We start from the raw sequence: 22344 nt of genomic DNA, 5'->3' as shown, positions 1-22344 counted from the left end.
GCCATTGTTGTTTTTCTTAGCATCTATTGCGTAGTTTGATCATTGCCGAATGCGAAGTGTCGATCGCGGTACCCCTGAGGCGTCATCTGGCACCATTTCTTAAACGACCGGTTGAATTGCGGCGCGGCTTCATAACCGGCTTGAGAGGCAATTTCCTGAATTTTCATCGTCGATGAAGCCAGCAGCCGTTGGGCCAGCCTCATGCGCTCCTCCGTAATGTAATCCGACAGCATCGTGCCGGTAATCCGTTTATATTGTCTGGACAAATAGCTGGGGCTGTGGTGAACCTGCTCCGCAAGCCTGACCAGAGACAGGTCGCCGCCCAAATTGCTTTGGATATACCGGTGCAGAACCAGGATCAGTCGCTCCTCCTGCCCGTTTGTCTCTGCGCCGACATCCACTGAAATCGATCTTCGACTGGCCAGTTGCTCGGAATCCTGAATCAGCCACTCCTGCTCGCCATGCGAATGCTCATCCAGCAGCGCGGCCAAATGCTCGAACTGGCTGCCGAGCCGCTCCCATGCTACCGGCTCCCGTCCCAACGCTGCAGACAACGGCAGCTTGAGCAGTCTCCTGCATGTCTCCTGCACGGCCTCCATGATGTCGTACGCCCGCGAGGCAAGATGCTTCCACGCATGCGAATCCGCCTCCCCTTTGGACTGCATAAACCAAATAAATTGATGGCGACCGTATTGCACGGTTGCATGAACGATCGTGGGATCCAAATATTCCTCCGCAATATTTTGGCACGCAAACATCAGCAATTCCCAGTCCGCTTCGCTCCAGTCGGCATCGAGGGGATCCAGCCTCCCGATGGCCACAAGCAGCGGCTCCGATGGCGTCAAGCCGATTTCCGCCGCTTCGAGCTTGCCCTTGACGACGACCGGATCGGCGGGCAAGCTTCGCATCAGCTCGAACATCGTATCTTTGCGCAGTGCGGCGAGCGCGACATGGAGCTTGCCCTGCACATGATGCAAGTAGCTGCTCCTGTCCTCCAGCTCATCCAGTTCGGCAATCGCCTTCCGGACGGCCTCCACGATAACGCCGCTGTCCTCGTTCTTAAGCACATAATCGACCACCCCGCCTGTACGAATGGCATCTCGGGCATAGTGGAATTCGTTGTATCCCGTCACAAAGATAAACCGGCAGCGCGGCCAGCTCGACTTAATGCGCTGATGCAGCTCGATGCCGTTCATGCCTGGCATTCGGATATCGGACAAGACGATATCCACCCGGTTCTGCCCCATGCAATCCAGCGCATCGTACACATTAAACGCCTGATAAATCGTTAGCTCCCACTGCTTCTCCTCCCGCAGCGTCTGCTCCAGACTTTCGACTATCATCGGCTCGTCATCTATGATCAGCACTCGATACATCGTCATTCTCCCCTTCGATTGGAATAAAGAGCTCTACGCGCAGTCCTCCCAGCGTGCTGCGACTCACTTCAATGCCTCCCCGCTCCCCGTACCTCAACTTCAGCCTGCGGTGGATATTGATCAGTCCGGTCGTCTCCATCTCTTCGCCAAGCGTCAGCTTGCGGACAAGCCCGGCTAATTCGATTTGATCCATTCCCGTACCGTTATCTTCGACGATAAAAGCCAGTTGGTCCTTGCGAAGCTCAAAACGCAGGCTGAGCCTGCCCTCTGCCACCACATGATCCAAGCCATGCTCAAAAGCGTTTTCTACTACGGGCTGCAAAATGAGTCTCGGTACGGGCAGCGTCTGCAAGGAGAGGGGCAATTCGTTCGCCTCCACCGCGATCCGGTTGGCAAATCTCATCTTCTGGATTTCCACATAGGCGCATACATGCTTGAACTCCTCGCCCAGACTGACCTCCTCCAAGCCGTTGCGTGTAATATACCGAAAGTAATCGCCCAAATTCCGCGCGACCCGCTGGGCCGCCTCATTCTCATCATTCCGAATCAAATGCTGCAGCGTAAAAAAGCTGTTGTACAAAAAATGAGGGGCGATCTGCATTTGCAGTTGCTTTAGCTCGGACTGCTGCAGGCGGATTTTCTGGACGTACAGTTCGTCGATCAACTGGCTCAGCCGTTGAACCGTCCGATCAAACCGGTTAAACAGGTACCCGAACTCATCGCCCCGATGAAGCGGCGCTGCAATCTGCAAATTCCCTTCCTCCACGCTTCGGAACCGCTTGACCAATAGCTGCATCGGGCGGTGGATCAGCAAGTAGATGCCGTACGAGAACAGGATAACGATGACTAGCGAGCAGCCAATGAGCAGCCAGGACCATAAGCCGTAGTTTTTAAGCTGTCCGACAATAATATTTTCCGGAAAATAGAACAGCAGCGCGGTATCCAGGAAATACGATTTTTCATAGACCGCGAGATACGTGTCGCTGCCGATTTTGACCGGGCGGGTAAAATGATCCTCTTGAGCAATATACGGGGCCAATTGTTCCAGCATCGGCTGGAGCTGCGCGGTGTACCGGTCGTTATGAATTTGCCAATGCTCGTTGACCAATATGGCAGCGCCTTCCTGCGGAAAGGCAGCCAACGCTTTGCGCAGCGCATCGGTGGATAGCTCGATATTCTGCACGAAATGAGCCTGTTGTCCGGTTGCTGCAAGCGCTCTCAGCGGCGACAAATGCAAATTCAAATACAGGCGGTCTTTCCACCACGTCATCGGGGAACCGCTCAGACGCGTCGCCTCTACGATTTCCTCTGCTTCCTGGGCTGGGGACAAATCGCCGGTTGAGCGATTGGAGGTCATAAGGGTGCTGTCAATCGCTTTAATATACAGGCTGACATCCTGGATGTAGCCGCTTGAATCCTTGAGGACATGCAGCCTTTTAACCAATTGGTTAATCGCTCGCGTCCGTTGATATTCCGTCAGAACAGGCGTTTCGAAGCTAAGCTGGATTAAATCCTCGTCATTGATAAATTGCTGCTGGGCAAGTATGATCCGCTCCAGCTCTTCTTCCAGCGATTTAAAATAATAGTGGGTGTTCATGGAGATGGAATTTGAGATTTGACGTTTGACTTCCGATTTACCCAATTCATTGACAAGCAGGCCCAGCGCAAACAATGGTGTCATAATGCATAGGAACGTAACTAAAATCTTGTAAAATATCGACATGTTGGATATGTTCACGATTCTGCGCTTGATCATCCCACGGTCCCTTCCTCCCTTTCATTTGTTTATATACTAGCTTCTCTATTTTTCGTTGCCAAGAGAAAAAGATTGGAGCATGCCCTCTAAAACCTACGTTCGACAAAATCAGCCACATCCCCATTATCCACAGTTTGAGGTATGCAACAAAAAAGAGATGGAACAGTGCCTGTCAAGCACTGCTCCATCTCTTTATGACGCCTGCTACATCCACGTTGCTCTAAGCCAAGTAGTCGATCATCGAAGTCGCGGTTACGACTCCGGCTGCAGCCGGGACACTGAATGCCTGACCCGGCGCGCGATGCTGGAATTCCACCTCGATCGGCTTGCCCGGCACGACGTCGAAGAAGTTGTCGGAGAAGCGGCCCTCCCGCTCGGCGCGCAGCCACACCTGCTTCGCCAGCACGTTCGAGGAGACAAGGAAACGTGTCCTTCCGCTGCCTTCTACCTCCGTCACAACGACGGAGGCCGCTCCCAGCTTCAGCCCTTTGGCGTAAGCGAAATAATGCGTTTTCCAGCTCAGCAGCTTATCGCCCTGGACAAGCTCCGCGACGAGAACGATGCTGCCCGCGTCGCGGCCGTCAAGCCACTTCCCTTCGTCTGCCGCATATACAAGCGTCGACGTGTTGGCTCCGACCGTTGCCGCCAGCGTCTCCTGACCAAGAATCTCGCCGTCGAAAGCATGCAACGTCAAACGCAGCTCGCCTTCCGCCGGAGTCAATGAATCCGAGATCGCATAGACGCGAAGCTCGCCCCCCTCGGAGCGGTCGAACGACAGAATCGTGTCGGCGAAGCTTGTTTTGGCATAATACTGCAGCGCCTTCCATTTGCCGTAATAGTCCATGCCCGCCCATGAGGCGACCGGCCAGCAATCGTTCATCTGCCAGTAGAGCGTCCCCATGCAGTAAGGCATCCGCTTGCGATGGGCCTCGATCGCCGTCTTCATCGCCTCGGCTTGAAGCACCTGGCTCATATACAGAAACGAAGGAAAATCCTTGGGCTCGTTCATGTAGATATCCATATATTCCTTGATGAGCCTGTTCCCGTTGCCGTTTTTCTGATGCGCCAGCATAACCTTCGATTCCAGCTCCATGTCGCCTTCTTCTGCAAACGTCCGCACGCTGTCGTATTCCGGGAACGACTGGAAGCCGTATTCGCTCATAAAGCGGCCGACCTTGACGTTATAATTTTCGAACGGCTCCACAGAATGCCAAACGCCCCAGTAGTGGATATCGCCTTCCGTAGACAGCGGGTGAGCATGTTGGCCAATATCTCCAGTCAGATCGATCATTGGCGAGGACGGCCAATAATCGGCGCCTGGAGCCAGTTCGTTAACGGCTTCCGGCAATATGCGGTGGAAGATGCTCTCGTAGCCCGCCCAGATGTTCGCGCGCTGCTCCGAAGTATAATTCTTCTTCCAGCCCCAGCCTCCCGTCTCGTCATACTCCGCCCATGCGGAATCGATCTCGTTGTTGCCGCACCAGAGAACGATGGAGGGATGGTTGCGCAGCTTCTTCACATTCTCCCGCGCCTCGAGCTCCACGCTCTCGAGGAACGGTTCATCCCAGGGATACATGCTGCACGCGAACATAAAGTCCTGCCATACCATAATGCCGTATTCGTCGCAAAGCTCATAGAAGGCGGGCTGCTCATAGATCCCGCCGCCCCAAATGCGGAGCATATTCATGTTCGACTCGGCCGCCGAGACAATCTCGTGTCTGTAGCGCTCCTCCGTGATTTCCGTCAGGAAGCTGTCGTTCGGAATATGATTGGCGCCTTTGGCGAACACAGGAACGCCGTTCAGCTCAAAATAAAACGTGCCTCCCGCCTCGTCCTTCTCGCGAACCAAACGAACGGATCGCAGGCCCGTGCGAACCGACTTCTCGGCAATCGGCTCCGCCGATCCCGCTTCCGTAAACGTGGCGCGAAAATGGTACAGATGAGCCTCGCCCAGCCCTCTGCTCCACCACAGCTTCGGCTCCTCGATGAGCACGGGAACCTTCACGACAGTAACGCCAGGCTGAAGATTCACCGCGAGACTCCATTCCGAGCCTCCAGCTTTAATTTTTATGCTGCCTTCGGCGCCGCGGACGCTCTCCAGCTCCACTTCCACGGTCAGCTTGGCGGCTTCCGCCGATATTTGCTCCTGGTTTACGAACACGTCGTTCACGCGGACGTCGTTCCAGCCCACGACGCGAACCTCGCGCCAGATGCCGCTGGTGACAAAGCGGGGGCCCCAGTCCCATCCGTAATGATAAGGCGCTTTCCTTGCGAATACGCTAATCTTGTCTTCGCCGAGACCGCCCAGCTCGGACTGATCATTGCTTGCCGGCAGATTATAGCCCAGACGCTCGATCTTCGGCAGATCCTCCGTCACCGGCGAGCGGAAGCGGATATGAAGCTGATTGCCGCTCGGCTTCGCCAATCCCTTTACATCCGCTCGCCAGGAGCGGAACATATTGTTGACGGACAAGATCAGCTTGCCGTTAAACGTGACGTCCGCATACGTATCCAATCCGTCGAAAACAAGCTCCAGCACGGACATCGCCAGCAGGTCTTCCGTCAGATCGAAAACCGTCTCGTATTCCCAGTCCAGCTTGTCGATCCATTGCAGATCATGTTCGTTCGTCGCATAAAACGGATCTTCGATCATGCCGTTGCGGCGCAGGTCGGTATGCACGCAGCCCGGCACAACGGCCTGCAGCCACTCCGATTCCCGGCAAGCCTTGAACTTCCAATCCTTCAGCGCTGTTTGCACGGTCTCTTGCCCTACTTGGCTTGTTGTTACAGTTCTATTCATAATATCCTCTCCTTGCTAAATGCTGAGTGTTGTGTGTTGTGTGCTGTGTGCTTTGTGCTTTGTGCTTTGTGCTTTGTGCTGTGTGCTTGTGCTTGTGCTGAATCATGAATGCTGTCATCGCTTTTTCTGGACCTTGCATCATTTACCTATCAACATGTTCATAACAAATGATAACAAAACCTAATTTTATGGTCAATTGATATTTTGTTAGGTTTTGTTAGGACCGTCCACTCCTAATGGTTGCGATATTCCGGCGTTGAGTGCTACACTTAACGCAGACTATTGTTCCTGAATGGCCTCCTAACAAAATGCGAAAACCTCTACCTTCAGCCTTTCGAAGATAAATGACCGAACGACAGTTTTCAAAGGTAAGTTTTATCGCAGCCTAACGGACATATATGACGTTATTCTTCGATTTTTTAGGTTTCCGAAAATCTAACGGACATACGCGACCTTATCAGCTTCATCATTGCACATATTGGCTCCGTTACGACCCAATAGTGTCCCTCCTGTCTGTTAGATTTGTTTGAGGTTAAAAATCGGACAAATAGTGTCGCTGGTGTCTGTTAGATTTTCAACCTTTGTTCACAAGCCTGGCAGTTGCATAATTTCCTAAACGAAAATAAAGAGACATTGCGGCGAGATCCTATACTTTTTTCCTATATTTTGAATAAGGGGAAAAACTCCATTTAATTTACTCATCTTTGGTTTCCTCGATGTGTTAGAGGGAAATGGTCCCTCTATTTCAAGTTGAATGGATGGTATACGTCAATTGGATAGAGAATAGTGGGAGGTTTTCCCCATAAAGCTGCAAAATCCGGTATAGTCGCGAGATTAGAGGGGGATTTTCCCTTTACTTTTCTTTCAATTTCTTTTATTTCAATTTCTTTTCTTTTCTTTTCTTTACTGTGCGTTCAAGGCGAAACCGCAGCGCCGTTTAAATATACAATCTTGGATTCCCAATAAACGACGAGGAGAAGTCTAATGCGAGGCAAAATAACGATGCAAGAAATCGCCGAGAGCGTCGGCTTGTCCAAATATGCCGTATCGCGCGCGTTGGCCGGCAAGTCCGGCGTAAGCGCGCATTCCAGAGAGCTGATACTGCAGAAGGCGGCGGAGCTCGGCTACCGAAAGGGTATATCGCCCGCAGTAACGCCCGGGAGACGCGACGAGCAAGCGGAGGCGGCGGAGCTCGGCTACCGAAAGGATATATCGCCCGCAATAAGGCCCCGGCGACGCGACGAGCAAACGCAAGCGGAGACGGAACAGTGCGAATGGACGGGAACGGTGCTTGTCCTCTTCCCGGACGTAAGGTCGCAGAATCCGGAATCCGCATACTGGGGGCCGCTGTTCGAAGGGATATCAGCCGCGTTGAACCAGAAAGGCATTCATTTTGTTACGCTGGTCAAACCCGACATCCACTCGTTATTCTCGCTGTTGAACCCGGAAGCCATCATCGGAGTGCTTGCCGTCGGAAGCATCGCTTCGCCCATCCTGCACGAATGCCGCCGCCTAGGCAAGCCCGTTGTCATGGTCGATCATTGGGACAAGGACTTCCCATGCGACAGTATCTTCTCCGACAATCTGGCCGGCATCAACGAAATCATGTCGACGATGCTCGGCAGGGGATATCGGGAGTACCAATTCGTCGGCAAAATCGCCGATGCTTATAGCTTCTATGAGCGTTGGCTGGGTTTTAACGCCGCTCTGATGGATGCCGGGCTTCCCCAACATCAGATTCCGGCCCTGCTTCTGTTAGAATACGAGGGCTGCGACGAGGCGCTGCGAGAAGCATTTGCGACAAGACCGCTCCCTCAGGTTTTCGTATGCGCCAACGATTATTACGCAAGTTTGTTAGCCAAAGCGGTAAAGGAACTTGATCCATCCAGCGAAGGCGTAGTCTTTACCGGCTTCGACAACTCTCATGCCGGCGTAACGGTCGCAACGGTCAACGTCGAGGAAGAGATCCTGGGCGTAAGAGCCGTGGACCAATTGCTTTGGCGTATCCCCCATCCAACGGCAAGCTACGAGCGGAAGCTGATTCGGGGCCGACTCGTCGTCAACGAATAGGCGCATGTCAGCCAACAGAAATACCCCCGGAAACGGGCAAGCTCGGCTTGCTCGTTTCCGGGGGTTCTTTTTGTTGGACGGCAAAGTTATTTTTTCAGATGGTAAGGAACGGTCGTGACGATCACGTCCTTCTGATACAGAAGGCGGGTCCGGATATAGAAGCTGGTCTGGTTATGCAGGAAGTTATGCCAGCCCTTCTTCGGTATGAATTGGGGAATGATGACCGTCACCTGGTAGTGATTTTCCTTGGCCTTGCGGTCCACGACGTCGATAAACTTCATGAGCGGCTGTATGATACTCCGGTACGGCGAATGCAAGGTGACGAGCCTGACGTCCGGATGCAGCTTGCTCCACTTGTCCCGGAACGCGGCTTCCTCCTCCCGCTCGAACGGCACGTATACCGCGATGATCTGGCTGGCGGCAAGCGATCTCGCGTAGCTCAGCGATTGCTCCACGACATGAGTGATCCCTGCCACTGGCAGGATCAGAACGTTGCCTTCGATAGCCTCCACCGGCTCGCCCGTGGATAGGCCAAGCTGCTCGCCTACCGCACCGTAATGCCTGTTAATGCCGAGCAACAACCAGATCAGGACGGGCAGGAATACGAGCACGGGCCATACCTGCGGAAACTTCGTCAGGAAAAACATCATCGTCACCACTAGGCTGATCGCCGCGCCGACCGTGTTAATCGCGAGCTTGATCCCCCAGCCGGCCGGCTTCTCCCGAAGCCACTTGCGCATCATGCCGGATTGCGACAGCGTAAACGGGATGAATACGCCGACCGCGTAGAGCGGAATCAACTGTTCCGTATGTCCGCCAAAAAGCACGATGAGCAGGATGGAACAGATGCCAAGCATGATGATGCCGTTGGAATATCCAAGCCGATCGCCCCTCGCCGTAAACATTCTGGGGATAAACTTATCCTTGGCCAGATTGACCGCGAGCATGGGAAAAGCGGAATAACCCGTATTGGCCGCCAAGATGAGGATAAGCGCCGTCGTTCCCTGAATGGCATAATACATGAAGTTTCGCCCGAACGCCTCCTCCGCGATCTGCGAGACGACCGTCGCCTCCGCAATCGGCGCGATTCCGTACTCGTAGGCCATCACAACGATGCCCGAGAATAGCATCGCGAGCAAAATCCCCATCGCGGCAAGCGTTCTGGAGGCATTGACCGGCGCGGGTTTCCTGAAGTTCGGGATTGCGTTGGAGATCGCTTCGACCCCTGTCAGCGCGGAGCTGCCGGAAGCGAATGCCTTCAGCAGCAGGAAAAGTCCGATGCCCGCCACAGGCGTCCCTACGGGCGTATGCAATTCCTGCGGAATCGCTCCCGATGCCATGTCGTACAATCCTTTACCAATCAGAACGAACAAGGCAAGAACGAACAAATATACGGGATAGGCCAGGACGGACGCCGACTCCGTTACGCCCCGCAAGTTGAGCAGCGTGAGCAGAATGACGAATACGACGGCAATGGGCACCGTATACGCATGCAAACTCGGAAATGCGGAGGTGATGGCATCGGTTCCGGCCGAGACGCTGACCGCTACCGTTAGAATATAGTCGACCAACAAAGATGCGCCGGCGATAAGGCCGGGGTACTTGCCCAGATTTTCTTTGGAGACGACATAAGCGCCGCCCCCTTGCGGATAGGCGTATATAATTTGCCGATATGACAGAATAAGCGCCGTCAGCAGCAGCAGGACGCCGATTCCGATCGGAATGGAATACCAGAACGCGGCCATGCCGACGGTCATTAACACAAGCAGAATTTGTTCGGGGCCGTAGGCGACGGACGACAACGCGTCCGACGAGAGAATCGCCAGCGCTTTTGTTTTGTTTAACTTCTGCTCGCCAAGCTCCGTCGACTTTAGCGGTCTTCCGATCAACACTCGTTTAAGCGCGGATAACATCGGAGCCACCGCCCAACTGGAACCTTTTCATCGTTGTTTTTTTCAATTCGTCCATCTCCCCTGTGCAATGTTGGCTGGAAGGGAAGGTTTCTACTTCGTCTGCTGCGGCATTCCGGCGGGCCCATGCCGGTTTTTGCGCAGCAAAAAGCCGCAAGGCAGCACCTTGCGGCTTAACGAGCCGAAGTCATACCCATTCCAATAACGCTTACGAGGTTAGCTGACGGATTCGGGCCATTAGATAGCCCTACGGCGGTTGTTTTGCCGATTCACCCCTGACGCTTGTTTTTAACGATAAGCGCCGTTTGGTTCCCCCGCTCTTCTTCATTGTCCTCAAGAAGACTCAGCGAATTTATGATGTAGTGATCATAACTCGTTTATTGACGGGTGTAAAACGACATTTCGGCTCAAAAACGGTTGTTTCAATTCAAAGATGGCCAATAAAACGCTCGCAGCAGTTGCTTCTTATTCATTTGATCCCCGGATATCGTTTTTTCTCGCCTTTATCCGAGATCTCCTCGTAAATTCAAGCGAAGGACTTGTCCAGCTTGCCTCCGCGTCTACACATCATACTCCAACTGCTTCCTCGCCATGTCGATGAGCTCAAGCGGTGATCCAATGGTCTCCGCGTCATATTGATATTCGCCGATCCGCAGCTGGAATTCGACGCGAAAGCCTCCGTCACCCTCACGTTTATTAAACTGCTCCAGATTAGCTTTAATCCGGTTGGCCACGATTCTGGCGCCGTCGCCGTCCGTAAACAGCAAAAGTCCCCATGTCGCGTTCTCCTCGTCCAGCATATACAGGGAATCGTTGCTTCGAATGCTTGTTTCGCCAAGCTCCGATAGCTGGATCAGCGCTTCCGTTATGTCGCTCTCGCCGATCATCCGGCGAACGTCGCGCCAGTATCGAATCTGCATGACGACCAGCGTCAGCGGAATGCCGTAACGTACCGACAAAGCCATAAAGACGGTGGCGTCCTTTTGGAACAACAAGCTGTTGCGCAAATTCGTATGCCGGTCCATCGTCGCGAGGCGCCCATTTATCTCCTTTAACGACTGGGCCTCCGCCTGAAGCCGCAGCATGCCGCTTGTCATCATCCAGATCGCCCCCGTAAACAACGGCGTTAGCAGCAGCCAGAAGTACGACGACGCCGACAACGTGTCGCCAATAGCCATCGTCCGGTACAACGTATAGGTTCCGTATGCTAACAGGAATACGATATTGAGGACGAGCCCTGTCGTTACGCTCGTAAAATAGGTCAGAATGCCAATCATAAAGGCGGCGTTGAGCAGGAGAATATTGACCAGGTATTGATCCGGATCGCCCGATACGACAATAATTCCGAGAAAGCAGAGAATAATGAACGACAAGTAACCGCCGTCGGACATTAGGCTGCCGGCGTTACGTCCCATTGCCGCCACCTCTGTTCTTCCGGTATTTGCGCGCAAGGAGCGCGAGCGACAGGAGTACGAGAACGAGCACAAGCGATGCCGCCGTCACAAACGCAAGCGTATCCTCGCGTTCGACAATGCCAGCGAACGTCCTGACCGGGACCGCCCCCTTCTCCGGCTTGAACCGATACGGCTCCACCACCCCGTCGCGATCGGTCAGCACGGCGTCTCCGCTTACTCTCCAGCGCTGACTCTCCGAAGTCAGCAGCTTGATTGCGAGCAGGACGTCTTCCCCCTTCGAGCCGGTAATAGCCAGCAGTCCATTGCCAGGAGTCCATGGTGATTCCAGCAGCTGCAAGGTTCCGATGCGCGAACCGTAGTCGGGATCCAGGGTCTTCTTTTCATTGGAAAGAACCGTCCCTCCGTCTACTCCGAAACGGAAAAACAATTGATCGTTGACTCCACGTATCAACTCGTTATCCTTATAGGTTCCGATAACGACAACATTGCCGTCGCGATAACCCGCAGGATCGGCGTCGTCGTCATAAAATGCGAGTTCTCCCGTATTGCCTTCCGCATATTGCCCGAGCAGCGAGAAGAGACCGGCAATTGACGAGAGCACGTAACGATCCTTTGTTTTAGGCACGATAACCGCGGTTTTGTGATACAGGCCATCTCTCAGGAATGGATACGGGTAATTGTCGAGAAGAAGCTCGGTTCGATCAAGCGTATTCAGCTGCATCTCGGAATCGGCGCTCACAAAGGCCCATGGATTCTGCTCTTCGCTTTGGACGCAATAACCTTCGGGCAGCTCGAGGTCGAATGCCGCCGTAGCCGTAAAATTGCCGGTTACGAGCAAGTTTTTCGGAATCGGCAGCGTAATCGAATCGCCGTCGGCCCGCTCCTCGCTCAGCTTTTTACTCCCGACCGGCTTATCATTGATCAGGATCGTTACCAGGGAACGGGAGAAATCGAGATTGCCCGCGTATCGGAAGTCAAGCCTGATCTTGCTGGATTCCGCAATGGAACGATTGGCCGGGAGGGCAACGAAATAATGGCGCGCTTGATGATGCTCCCCAACCAGCTTGTCTCCTGTCTCCGTCAGCCTGACTGAGCGGTTAACGGAAACCGGCGGCGTATCGACGTCCGTATCCGCAGAGACCGTCTTGACCTTGCCGTTTAATTGGTATGCCAGATCCTCATTGGCAAGCAGACGCCCCGCCTTAACCAGCAGTTCCGGATCGTCGGATGTTGCGACCAGCACATGGCCCGCAGCCGATTCTACGATTTGAATACGAGCCTCGCCATTGTTTAAGCCGTTAAACTCTGCATGCAGTTCCGATGGCAAATGTTCTCGTAAGGATACGAAAACGACAAGCGGGGACGTTCTCCAGTTATTGTCCGAATAGGAGACAAGCGGGATCGTCTCCTCCTTTGACGCGCTTGCCCGGGCAAAGCCGGACAAGATGTGCGCCGCGGTCTCCAGCTCCATAATATCCGGATCGTCCGGCAACACAATAAACCGATTGTCCAATAGGCCGGCATCCACTCCGGTAAAGCGGTGATAGAAGTCCCGAATCGATCCATTCGGCGGTTTCGCCTCGTAATCGATATCGACTGCCGATGTTTGGAGCACATGGAGCCAGTTATCCCGAACGTCCTCGACAACGCATCCTTTCTCCGACTCGCGCGTTCGAAGGCCGCCCTGAATCGTCAGTTGATTGGACCCCTGTACCAGCAGCTCGTTCGGAATATCAAGCTGCAGACTTGTCCCGCTATCCCCGTCGACGACGGGACGAAAAGAGTGGAAGGGCGTTCCGTTTATAAGCAGCGTCACGCTGGATTGCTCCTTTATCGCAAGAGGCGTCGCCCTGTAGTCCAGTCTGAGCGAAATACTATCGACATTCCAGTAGTCGGGAATTTCGAAGTAGCTTTGTTCGTAAGCGAACGTTCCTCGCAGGGATACATCACCCGCAAATAAAGCTACGGAATACCGTTCCGCCGATGCTTGGCTGCTTGCAGGGGCGATTATCAGCATCAGCGCTAACGCCGCGCCGCTCATGACCGCCAAGTACGTTCTCCTCATTGCCCTTCCGCCTTTCTATTTGAACAACCTTTTCTAGAATCGTTCTGTCTTGTACCACTTCGTCTCTCTCTTCAAGATCATATCCCTTGCATAGGCATAGAGGCCGTATGCAGCTACAACCAGCCAAAGCTGGCAATAAGTAACGTACATAACCGCCACGATCCACAGATTGGACAAGTTCATCTCGCCTCTCTCCGTCGTGAGCGTAATATACGTCCCGACGATAAACAGGATGACGGCCAGCGTCCATAGAAGCGAGCTAAAGCCTGCTATCGTCGTGTGGACAAGTCCGATCGCATTCAGAACAAGAAGCGCGTCCGACATCAGAAGCGAGGTCAACAGCAGGAAGTAGATGGACAGGAAATAAACGAGATCGAACCGAATCCCTTTCCCCTGCCGCTTGAGTAAAAGAGGCATGTTTTTTACGATGACGTAGATATTGCCCTTTGCCCATCTGGATCGTTGTTTGAACCACACAGGCAGCGTCTCGGGCTCTTGTTCCCAGGTAACGGAAGCCGGCTGGAACTTGATTCGGTAACCCAATTGGTAGATGCGGAAGCTGATCTCCGTATCCTCCGCCAGCGCGTCTACGTCCCATCCGCCAATCGTCTCCAGAATGCTTCTTCGCATCAGATAGTTCGTACCGGGAATCGTACATAGTTTGAAGAGCTGCCACCTGCCTGCCTGCGCCATCCATTGGAAAGACAATGTTTCGACATTAATGAACCGCGTCAGAAGGCTCGCGTCGCGATTGCGGGTGCGAAACTTGCCGATAACGGCTCCAAGCTTTTCGTCCGCCATCTCCGCGGCCAAAATGCGCAGCGCTTTGCGCTCGGGGGTATTATCCGCATCGTAGACGGCTATCAATTCACCCTTGCACCGCGTTAACCCTATATTCAAGGCATTGGACTTGCCTTTGCCTCCCGTAACGGAATCCGTGTTCACGACGGTCAAGTTGCGGCCCTTGTACTTTTTCTGGAGCATGCCCAGCCTCTCCGCGCTATCGTCCGAGGAATTGTCGTTAATGACGATGATTTCATACCGGTCCCGGGGATAATCCAGCGCAAGCAGCGATTCCACGGTCGGTATAATAACTTTCGCTTCATTATGCGCGGGAACCATGACGCTGACGTACGGCGCCGCTCCCTGTATGAGGGTCTCGGCCTTTCTTTCGCACTTCACGTAATACAAGTATCCGGCAAGAATAAGCAGAACATTCACGAGAAGAAGCGACCAGATGCAGCAAACCGCAATGACCATGATTATATCCGCTGTCGTCATGAAGCCGTTAAACCTCCGTCATTTCATGAATTTCCGTTTGTAGATGCGATATCCGACCAGGAGTACAACGCCGAACAAGACGAGCGACAAACCGATGATCGCAAGGTAGATATAGTTTTGGACCGTAAATAAACGTTCGAAGCTTCTCGGCGCTTCGTCCCGATAGTCGTAATCCGGGTTAACGACTTCTTCCGATCGGCTAAAGACAACCTGCTCCCCATCGATAGACAAGATGCCGCCCTTGGATGCCATTCGATGATTGCTTGTCAGAGTTTCGTGCGTCCCCCCCTTGTAATCGGCGAATGGTATCCAACTGTCTTGCAGTTTCTGTATCGCTGTTTTCATCTCTTGTTCGCTCTCGTAGAATTCCGTCACGAACGCCACATCGACCGGCAGCGGGTAACGACGTCCCGCTTCCCAATAGGGCCCAAGCTCACTCCAGCGGACGGCCAGCATCGAAGAATCGAACAAACGGGGAGCAGGCCTTTCCGGACGCAACAGTCCGGCCGTTCGACCCGGCGGATACAACACCAGAGTATCGAAAGGAAGCAGGCCTTCATTCGAAATGCCCGAAGCGGCCTGCCAATACAGCTCGGCGCTGACTCCCATGCCGAGGGGGACGACTCCGGCTTCGCCCAGCACATTCAGGAAAAGCTCCGTCTTCTCCGCCAAATTCTCGCTCTGAATGCCCGCGACCTGCGAGACGTTCGGCGCGTCCGCGAATATCGCGCCATTCCGCGCTTGAACCACCCTGAGCGCTTCCAGGTAGCGATGCATGGCCGGATAATCCGTATTGGCATAAACCGGCCTGACAGAATAGATGAACGGAATTCCCGCCGCATACAGCGCATCGGCCGTACCCTTAAGCAAATCCAGATTCGTAAACGGATAGATGTCCTTATAGAGCAGATACGGCTTGCCTTCTCCCGGCAGCTGCATCCAATCCTTTAATACGTAAGCCATTGCAAGCTCCGAGGCGGCGTCGGCTCGAAAAAAGGGCACGGTTGCAACCGTTCCATTGACTGCTCCGAAAGGCGTCTGCCTGCCGGTGCTTAACCAGGCAATTCGGCCGAACGTATGGCCGTATGTCTCAGCTATGTAAGGAAGCCGCTCTCCCGCGGCTCCAAGCAAGGCCATGCGGATGGGGCCAATCGTCAGCTTCGCCGGTTCGGCCATCGACATGCCGATTTTAAGTCCCAACATATCCGCGTAAGTTTCCGGCATGCCGAAGCCTACATGCAGATAGCGGCCATCATAGCGGGCAAGCTCTGACGCCTCGAACCGCGAATAACTGTCCTCAAGCTCCGGAGCATTCCGCACGACGATAAGTCCTCTATTCGCCCTCAGACCGACATCCTCATCGTCCATGGAATGAATGGAAGCCGGCACGCCCAAAGCGCCAAGCAATCGAAGGAGTGACTCGACGTTGCCTTCGTTCGGAGTCCCGAGACCAAGGCTGTCGTAGACGACCATGACTCCGCTTCCCCCCGCCTCTCCTGCTGCTAGACGAATGTGATGCGGAAGGAACAGCAAGGTTGCAAGCAGCAGCGATACCTCGAGCGAACGGCCCCATCTCCTCATCAGATAATCGGCTCCCTTCCCACTGCTTTGACAGCTTCGGAAGCTTGGGCATCTTTTGCTTGACGCCAATATTTCCGCAGCATGAGATCGCCGATCGCCAGGAAAGTCACGATATCGAACATGACCGTGAACAGAAATAAGTGTTTGGCCAAATCCGCATCCCCCGCCCCGATGATCGAAACGGCTATCCCCGACAGCCCAATCAGGATAAGCATAAGCAGCATGGGAAGCTTGGTCGCGTCTCGTATGTTCCGCGACTTGACGGCAGCCGCAAATGAAGGCGCGTTGGAGCCTGTTACCATGCATATCCATAGGACGATAAATCCGAACGTCTTTGGCGCCAGATCCTCTTTCAGCATGCTGTATCCTGTGAAAAACCGCGTATGCTCCCCAAAGGGCTTTCCTGCTGCTTGCTCGTAGTTGCCCATCGCGGCGGGACGGATCGTAAAGGCATGCCTTGCGGCCAGGTCGAGCATCTCGATCGCTTCGGTGGGATGGGTCGCATAATACGCCACAAGCGATCCGAAGCCGTATTTCTTATAAAACCTCTCCGCGAGCATCGGGGACTCCACGTCTATCGTGGTGTACCTCTCGTAATAATTGGTCCCGGCGAGCAAAGCAAATTGATTGTCGATTCCGAATGTTTCCAGCATCGCCTCGGGATCTTCGGACAGCATCATCGGTCCTCTGGTCATGGCATGGTATTGGTTAATGTTGACGAATTGCTGAGGAATGAGCGCGTAAGTGGCAACTCCGGTGAGCAGCAGAACCGAGAGCGCGCCGACCGCGGCAATGCGGTATAGCTTTTTGGGACGCAGGTAGACGAACGCCAAACCGGCGATCGCGGAGATGATGCCAACCGGCGCGTTTTGCTGCTTGGACGTCGTCAGCAGCAGGACGCTAACCGCGAATAATGAGAGCATCACGTAATCGTTATAACGTTTCCGGTATATTAGAAGGATGGATGCCGTCATAAACAGTGCCATCAGGAGAACCACGCTTTCTCCGAAAAAAGAGTTGAAGTAAGCCGTATATCCAGTATCCGCGAACAAGAACACGGCCAGCAAAGCGAACGCATATCCGTATTTTCTCGGCACTCGCCAAGTCAATCCTTCTACGAGCAAATACAAAGCTGCCATCAAAAGCGCAACGTAGATAACAGCCTGAAACCGAATGTCGTAATCGGCAGCGCTGTAGAGCAAAATGTTTAACGCGAGAGACAGGCGAATAAAAATGGACTGCGAGGAAAAAAGAGCGGCGTATTCGTTGAAATAGTGAAAGATGCCGTACTTCCTGACGAAATAACCAAAAAATTGTCCGTTATAGTCCGGGGCATTAAAATAGAGTCCGTTCCCGTAGACAATGCGGGAGAAGTCCCCGTTGTCCGCCATGCCGACGTACGGCGGAACGAACAAAGCGGCAGACGCGACGACCCCGGCCAGAATCGCCGCCAGCAGCGAAGGGGACAAATAGCGGACAATAAACGCCGTTCTTCCGGCAGCTTGCTTGATTGTAACCGTCATGGCGAATGTCCTCCTTCCTCGTCTGCCTCTTGATTCATCGTGTGAGCGAGCAAAGCCATCAAATTGTCGAAGGAATACGATTGCCCCGTAGACGTATCGCCGAATCCACCGTACAAAGGGGATGCTTTTTCGAGAATCTGGAACTCCGACATTCTGTGCATCGCATCGGCGTATAGGACTCGATCCCCTATTTCGTATCCGATTTGGGCCGCAATCGCGTACAACGCCGTAGATCGCACATCGTTTCGAGGCTCCCCGTCTCTGGCATATTGACCATAAAGCGTTCCGCTTCGCACATAATCCCTTATAACATCAAAGCTTCTCTCCTTCGCCGCCCCGATCTCCGCCAGATGTAAAACCGTCAGCAAGGATTCGGCCATCTGGATCGTATCCGTGTCGTAACTCTTGCTTTCGTAAACATATCTGGTTGCATAAAAGGGAAACTCGTCGGACAGATAACCTTCCTCCACGATGTCAAGCAGCCGTTCGGACAACGCTCCTGCTGTCGGACTCGACTTCTCCAATCGCTCAAGCGTGCGGAAGTCCGCGTAGCAAAGCGTCAGAAATCCGTTTGTCTGATGGTAACGGGTATCGTAAAAATCATAGAGCCGGCTGCCGCTTGCGTTGCGCTTAAGAAACCGTGCGCCGTATCGCTCTGCCTCCTTGCGGTAGTCCTTGCTCTGAAAGATGTCGGCCGCCTCGAATAAAGCCCGAATGATCCGAAGATCGTCAACTGCGGCGTTTATTTCGTACAGCTTGTCCACTTTCGGGCTGTAGCGATAGCCGAAGATTTCCGGCTGGTCAAAGGTCCGCTTCGCTGTCAGCCACGCTTCAGCAAACTCTTCCCGCTTGCCTCGCGCAACGTAATATCTCATCAGTAGTCCTGCCGATTCGCTGAGCACTTCATGTCCGCTCGCCGCTTCCCCGGTCTGATCCGTCTCCAGCCGGTTCGTATGCACGCCATATTCGCCGGTCTGCTCCCTGCGAAGGTAGTCCAGCGCCAATTGCTCGGCCTGACCTGGTTCCGATTGTTGACGTACTGCATGCGGCTGAGATACGCAAGAAACAGAAGCTATTATTATCGCTAAACCTATGGCGACCGTCATTCGAACCATCATCAAATGCCCGCTTTCCTAATGCCGGTGTTCTTTGTCCCATGCCCGCTTAGTATATCCCGGTTCCGGGAATATCATAAAATGGAAACGACGGGAAGACGAGGCTTGGCAAATATCTCAGATCCCCCGCTTTCCCGCCAGGCTTCCACGCAGCAAATAAAGAAAAAACGGTGCTCCCAGCAATGTCGTGACCGCGCCAGCAGGCAGGCTCGTCACACGATGCTCCATGCCCGGCAACGAGAAGGAGAGCGTCGCGCTCCCCGCGATCCAATCCGCGGCAATCAGCAGCGTTCCCGCCAACAATACGCTTGCGGGGAACAGATAGACGGGATGCCGGCCGACCAGCTTCGCCGCAATATGGGGACCGATCAAACCTGCGAAGCCGATGGCTCCTACCGCGGACACGGATACCGCCGTCAGCGCCGCGGCAAGAAGCAAGAGGAGCAGCCGGGTACGAAAAAGGGGCAAACCGAGCCCGACCGCCGTCTCGTCGCCCAGTTGCAGCACCGCCGCCCTTCTTGCCATCAGGAGCGCGCAGGGAACAAGCGCCAGCGCCCATGGCCATATCATGTTCCAGTGCGCCCATACCCGTCCGTTAAGCGAACCGAACGACCACAGCAGGATGGACGCCAAGCCCTCCTGCTGTCTCAGCATAAGCAATGAGTTCGCCGCCTGCAGCACGGAAGCTGCCACGACGCCGATCAACGCCAATCGCGGGCCGCTGCCGCCGGTTCTCCCATTGATCATGTAAAGCATGCCAATCGTGAGCAATGCGCCTCCCAATGCGACAATCGGCATCCGTCCGTTTATGGGAATCGCGGCCGTCGAGAACTGCATCGTCAATATGACGGCTAACACCGCGCCTGCCGACACGCCGATCAAGCCCGGCTCCATGAGCGGATTCCGCATGACGACTTGAAGAATGGCTCCGGCAAGTCCAAGAAGACCTCCCGCCGTCATGGCGACAAGAGCTCGCGGCAGACGCAGATTCCAGACGATATGCCGGTGCCCGTCCTGCCCGTTCCCTGACAGGACAGCCATTATCTCTTCCAAGGCCAGCGGCGTTCGGCCGAAGGCAAGATGGAGCAGCACGAGCGCCGTCAGCATGGCAAGCAGGACACCGGTTACGATCCAAAATCTGCGGGAATGTCGGGCTGACCGTTCACCGATTCCGGGAATAGCCTTATTGTCCGCCATGGAATGCTCCTCCATTCCTTCTCGACAGAATCAACAGGAAGACCGTTCCGCCGACCAACGTCGTCCAAACGCCGACGGGCAGCTCCAACGGAGCGAACAGCAGCCGCCCCAGTTGATCCGCCAAGGCGAGCAAAACGGCTCCTATCAACGCCGAGACCGGCAATACGAGACGCGCGTCCTGCGATCGTATGACGGCTCGCGCCAGATGCGGAGCCAGCAAGGAAACATAGCCGATCGGACCGCACTCGGCGACCGTCGACGCCACTAGCATCGCGCTGGCAAGCAGGATCACAATTCGTGATAGACTAGCGTTGATGCCGAGCCCCGAAGCCGAATCGTCGCCAAGCTGCAAGAGATTAACCCGCTTCGCAAGAACGAACGCAACGGGAAGCATGGCGGCGAACCAAGGCAGCACGCGAAGCACTTGCTCCCAGCCGCGGTTGGCGAGCGAACCCAGCAGATACGAATAAAGCAGATTCACGTCATTGCTGGCCCCCATGGCGATCAGCACGATAAGCAGGCCGTTCAACATCGCGGTGACCGACATCCCGATCAACAGCATGCCCGCCGCACCACGGGTGATCCTTGCGGCCATGATAACGACGGCGCCACCGGCCAGCCCTCCCGCCAAGGCATACAGCGGCTGCAGCTGGTAGGGAACAGGCAGCCTCAGCACCAGAATCGCGGCCGCAGCAAGCGACGCCCCGGCGGACAAGCCCAGCAATTCCGGGCCTGCAAGCCGATTGTTCATCGCTCCTTGCATCAGCGTACCGGAGACAGCCAGCATGGCGCCTACCATGAGCCCCAGCACGACACGGGGGAGCCTAATTTCCGCTACGATCGTCCGGACCAAGGCATCTCCTTCTCCGAAAAGCAGCCCCGCCAACTCTCCCCATGACGGCGATGGGGTACCTCCCTTCAAGCCGACGGCGAAGACCGCGGCAATCGCGAAGAAACCAAACAACATTGCTGGCAGCAGTCTTCTTTGGGGACGCTTCTCTACGGGCTTCGGGATGGCAACAGTCTCGTTTGGCATATTCGAAACTCCTAGAATAAATCCGGATACAGGATGGCCAGCGCTTCGTCCATTAGAATGCCAAGCGAGCGGGTTCCTCGCCCGTCGCCCCAGATCGGCGAACGCACCTCATGCACTTGCCCATTCTGCACCGCCTTCAGCTTGCTCCAGAGCGGGGAAGCCGCGAGCTGCTCCGATACGGGCAGCGTGCCCGGGCTGTAAGAATAACTTTCGACGAAGATGACATCGGGATCCTCGACAAGCAATCGTTCCAGCGAATATGGCACGCTGCCCTCTCCGTAAGGATCGTCCTCCGCCTTCTCCACCTGCCATGGATAGTTCGTGAACTCCTTCATGACGGATCCTCCAAGCCCGGTTGCCGTTACAACCGAGAAGTTGACGTCAGAGCCGAAAAGAATGAGTGCCTTTTTGTCCATTGGGCTTTTCTCCTTGGCCGTTTCCAGCTTCTCCATGAAACGCGCCTTCGCGGCCGCCGCTTCATCTGTTCTGCCCGTCAGCTCGCCGATCTTTTCCAGAAATTCCAGTGAATCTTCATAGCTTTTTGGATTGGCGAGATAGAGCGGAGCTATACCGTCCAGCCCTTCCCTCAGTGTGTCGTGAACACCTTTTAGGCCAATAACAAGCTCCGGCGCCGTCGTCACGAGATCCTCCAGGCTAGGCTCGAAAAAGCTTCCGCCGATCGACGGGAGGGACTCTCCCTTGCTTCCGTAAAACTCCGGCGAGCTCGCGATGACCCGAACACCGCTCTCCGCGATAGCGGCCGGCTCCATGCCGAGCTCGGCCAGCACGTCAATACAGAGGGATACGATGCAAGCGACTTTTTCCACCGGCCACTCGAACGTGAGCCTGGTTTCTGTATCGTCCGTGACTTCGATTGTCCCGGCCTCTGCTGGGGCTTCTTCCCCTTGCTTCGACTCTGTATCGCCAGACTGAGACGATTGGGCCGGTTCCCCTGAAGGCGCGGTTGCGCTCTCCTTTCCATCGTTATTCCCTCCGCACGCCGTTGCCAGCAGGGCAAGGACGAGCAACATTATCAACCAACCGTGTTTCTTCTTCATGATTCTTGATCTCCTTTTGCGCTTAATGACCGGTAGCCGATTGCGCTTCATTTAAGCGTAATTATTACGATGTTGATGCAAAAAAAGACAGCTTTATTAGCCGGTTGTTAATTCGTAATAATTACTAATAATGAATGTTAACAAGAGACGGAAATGTTGTC

The 22344-nt window shown here is 54.4% G+C and carries 14 protein-coding genes and 1 riboswitch; of the genes, 1 reads left to right on the top strand and 13 read right to left on the bottom strand.

Annotated elements, in window-relative coordinates:
- Positions 1 to 23: 23 nt before the first annotated feature.
- The 3 genes from KJW29_RS00130 to KJW29_RS00120 form a co-directional block, all read right to left on the bottom strand.
- Positions 24 to 1376, bottom strand: coding sequence for a response regulator (locus KJW29_RS00130; RefSeq protein ID WP_214628291.1), 1353 nt, complete (start codon positions 1374 to 1376; stop codon positions 24 to 26).
- Positions 1351 to 3132 (bottom strand): sensor histidine kinase, encoded by a 1782-nt coding sequence (locus KJW29_RS00125; protein ID WP_214628290.1) that lies wholly within the window; start codon positions 3130 to 3132, stop codon positions 1351 to 1353. The genes KJW29_RS00130 and KJW29_RS00125 overlap by 26 nt, the downstream gene beginning before the upstream one ends.
- A 220-nt stretch (positions 3133 to 3352) precedes the next feature.
- Entirely contained in the window at positions 3353 to 5932 is a 2580-nt protein-coding gene (locus KJW29_RS00120; protein WP_214628289.1) for a beta-mannosidase, read from the bottom strand.
- Between the two features lie 984 nt (positions 5933 to 6916).
- On the opposite strand from KJW29_RS00120, the gene KJW29_RS00115 reads away from it, so the two are divergent.
- Positions 6917 to 8002 (top strand): LacI family DNA-binding transcriptional regulator, encoded by a 1086-nt coding sequence (locus KJW29_RS00115; RefSeq protein WP_214628288.1) that lies wholly within the window; start codon positions 6917 to 6919, stop codon positions 8000 to 8002.
- 86 nt (positions 8003 to 8088) lie between these two features.
- Here KJW29_RS00115 and KJW29_RS00110 read toward each other — a convergent pair whose 3' ends face one another.
- The 10 genes from KJW29_RS00110 to KJW29_RS00065 all read right to left on the bottom strand — a co-directional run bounded on the left by KJW29_RS00110 (position 8089) and on the right by KJW29_RS00065 (position 22183).
- Entirely contained in the window at positions 8089 to 9915 is a 1827-nt protein-coding gene (locus KJW29_RS00110; protein ID WP_214628287.1) for an APC family permease, read from the bottom strand.
- Positions 9916 to 10102: 187 nt separating this feature from the next.
- Positions 10103 to 10271: riboswitch (cyclic di-AMP (ydaO/yuaA leader) on the bottom strand.
- A 201-nt stretch (positions 10272 to 10472) separates the two neighbouring features.
- A complete protein-coding gene (locus tag KJW29_RS00105; protein ID WP_214628286.1) occupies positions 10473 to 11327 on the bottom strand; it encodes a diguanylate cyclase domain-containing protein in 855 nt (284 codons plus the stop codon).
- Positions 11317 to 13392 carry a cellulose biosynthesis cyclic di-GMP-binding regulatory protein BcsB gene (locus tag KJW29_RS00100; RefSeq protein WP_214628285.1) on the bottom strand — a complete coding sequence of 692 codons (2076 nt, stop codon included), beginning with the start codon at positions 13390 to 13392 and terminating at the stop codon, positions 11317 to 11319. Before KJW29_RS00100 ends, KJW29_RS00105 begins: the two co-directional genes overlap by 11 nt.
- 33 nt (positions 13393 to 13425) lie before the next feature.
- The gene (locus KJW29_RS00095) at positions 13426 to 14673 is read right to left on the bottom strand and encodes a glycosyltransferase family 2 protein (protein ID WP_214628284.1); all 1248 of its coding nucleotides are present in this window, start codon (positions 14671 to 14673) and stop codon (positions 13426 to 13428) included.
- 18 nt (positions 14674 to 14691) lie between these two features.
- A complete protein-coding gene (locus tag KJW29_RS00090; protein ID WP_214628283.1) occupies positions 14692 to 16254 on the bottom strand; it encodes a hypothetical protein in 1563 nt (520 codons plus the stop codon).
- Positions 16254 to 17777, bottom strand: a complete 1524-nt coding sequence (gene wsfD / locus KJW29_RS00085; protein ID WP_214628282.1) for a glycan biosynthesis hexose transferase WsfD — start codon at positions 17775 to 17777, stop codon at positions 16254 to 16256. Before wsfD ends, KJW29_RS00090 begins: the two co-directional genes overlap by 1 nt.
- Entirely contained in the window at positions 17774 to 18895 is a 1122-nt protein-coding gene (locus tag KJW29_RS00080; protein WP_214628281.1) for a hypothetical protein, read from the bottom strand. Before KJW29_RS00080 ends, wsfD begins: the two co-directional genes overlap by 4 nt.
- Positions 18896 to 19009: 114 nt before the next feature.
- Positions 19010 to 20089 (bottom strand): FecCD family ABC transporter permease, encoded by a 1080-nt coding sequence (locus tag KJW29_RS00075; RefSeq protein WP_214628280.1) that lies wholly within the window; start codon positions 20087 to 20089, stop codon positions 19010 to 19012.
- Positions 20076 to 21125: a FecCD family ABC transporter permease gene (locus KJW29_RS00070; RefSeq protein WP_246608517.1), complete on the bottom strand. Its 1050-nt coding sequence runs from the start codon at positions 21123 to 21125 to the stop codon at positions 20076 to 20078. The genes KJW29_RS00075 and KJW29_RS00070 overlap by 14 nt, the downstream gene beginning before the upstream one ends.
- An 11-nt stretch (positions 21126 to 21136) precedes the next feature.
- Positions 21137 to 22183 (bottom strand): ABC transporter substrate-binding protein, encoded by a 1047-nt coding sequence (locus tag KJW29_RS00065; RefSeq protein WP_214628279.1) that lies wholly within the window; start codon positions 22181 to 22183, stop codon positions 21137 to 21139.
- Positions 22184 to 22344 lie beyond the last annotated feature (161 nt).

It is taken from the genome of Paenibacillus agaridevorans, from assembly GCF_018604145.1.
GTDB lineage: Bacteria > Bacillota > Bacilli > Paenibacillales > Paenibacillaceae > Pristimantibacillus > Pristimantibacillus agaridevorans.
Note: the sequence above shows the minus strand (reverse complement) of the source record. Positions and strands in the feature narration are given on the sequence as shown.

Excerpts from the sequence above, each read along its gene's own strand:
- KJW29_RS00075 (WP_214628280.1), bottom strand. The coding sequence starts at position 20,089 with ATGGCGGACAATAAGGCTATTCCCGGAATCGGTGAACGGTCAGCCCGA.
- KJW29_RS00125 (WP_214628290.1), bottom strand. The coding sequence starts at position 3,132 with ATGATCAAGCGCAGAATCGTGAACATATCCAACATGTCGATATTTTAC.
- KJW29_RS00110 (WP_214628287.1), bottom strand. The coding sequence starts at position 9,915 with ATGTTATCCGCGCTTAAACGAGTGTTGATCGGAAGACCGCTAAAGTCG.
- KJW29_RS00120 (WP_214628289.1), bottom strand. The coding sequence starts at position 5,932 with ATGAATAGAACTGTAACAACAAGCCAAGTAGGGCAAGAGACCGTGCAA.
- KJW29_RS00080 (WP_214628281.1), bottom strand. The coding sequence starts at position 18,895 with ATGATGGTTCGAATGACGGTCGCCATAGGTTTAGCGATAATAATAGCT.
- KJW29_RS00130 (WP_214628291.1), bottom strand. The coding sequence starts at position 1,376 with ATGTATCGAGTGCTGATCATAGATGACGAGCCGATGATAGTCGAAAGT.
- KJW29_RS00070 (WP_246608517.1), bottom strand. The coding sequence starts at position 21,125 with ATGCCAAACGAGACTGTTGCCATCCCGAAGCCCGTAGAGAAGCGTCCC.
- KJW29_RS00090 (WP_214628283.1), bottom strand. The coding sequence starts at position 16,254 with ATGAGGAGATGGGGCCGTTCGCTCGAGGTATCGCTGCTGCTTGCAACC.
- KJW29_RS00105 (WP_214628286.1), bottom strand. The coding sequence starts at position 11,327 with ATGGGACGTAACGCCGGCAGCCTAATGTCCGACGGCGGTTACTTGTCG.
- wsfD (WP_214628282.1), bottom strand. The coding sequence starts at position 17,777 with ATGACGGTTACAATCAAGCAAGCTGCCGGAAGAACGGCGTTTATTGTC.
- KJW29_RS00115 (WP_214628288.1), top strand. The coding sequence starts at position 6,917 with ATGCGAGGCAAAATAACGATGCAAGAAATCGCCGAGAGCGTCGGCTTG.
- KJW29_RS00065 (WP_214628279.1), bottom strand. The coding sequence starts at position 22,183 with ATGAAGAAGAAACACGGTTGGTTGATAATGTTGCTCGTCCTTGCCCTG.
- KJW29_RS00095 (WP_214628284.1), bottom strand. The coding sequence starts at position 14,673 with ATGACGACAGCGGATATAATCATGGTCATTGCGGTTTGCTGCATCTGG.
- KJW29_RS00100 (WP_214628285.1), bottom strand. The coding sequence starts at position 13,392 with ATGAGGAGAACGTACTTGGCGGTCATGAGCGGCGCGGCGTTAGCGCTG.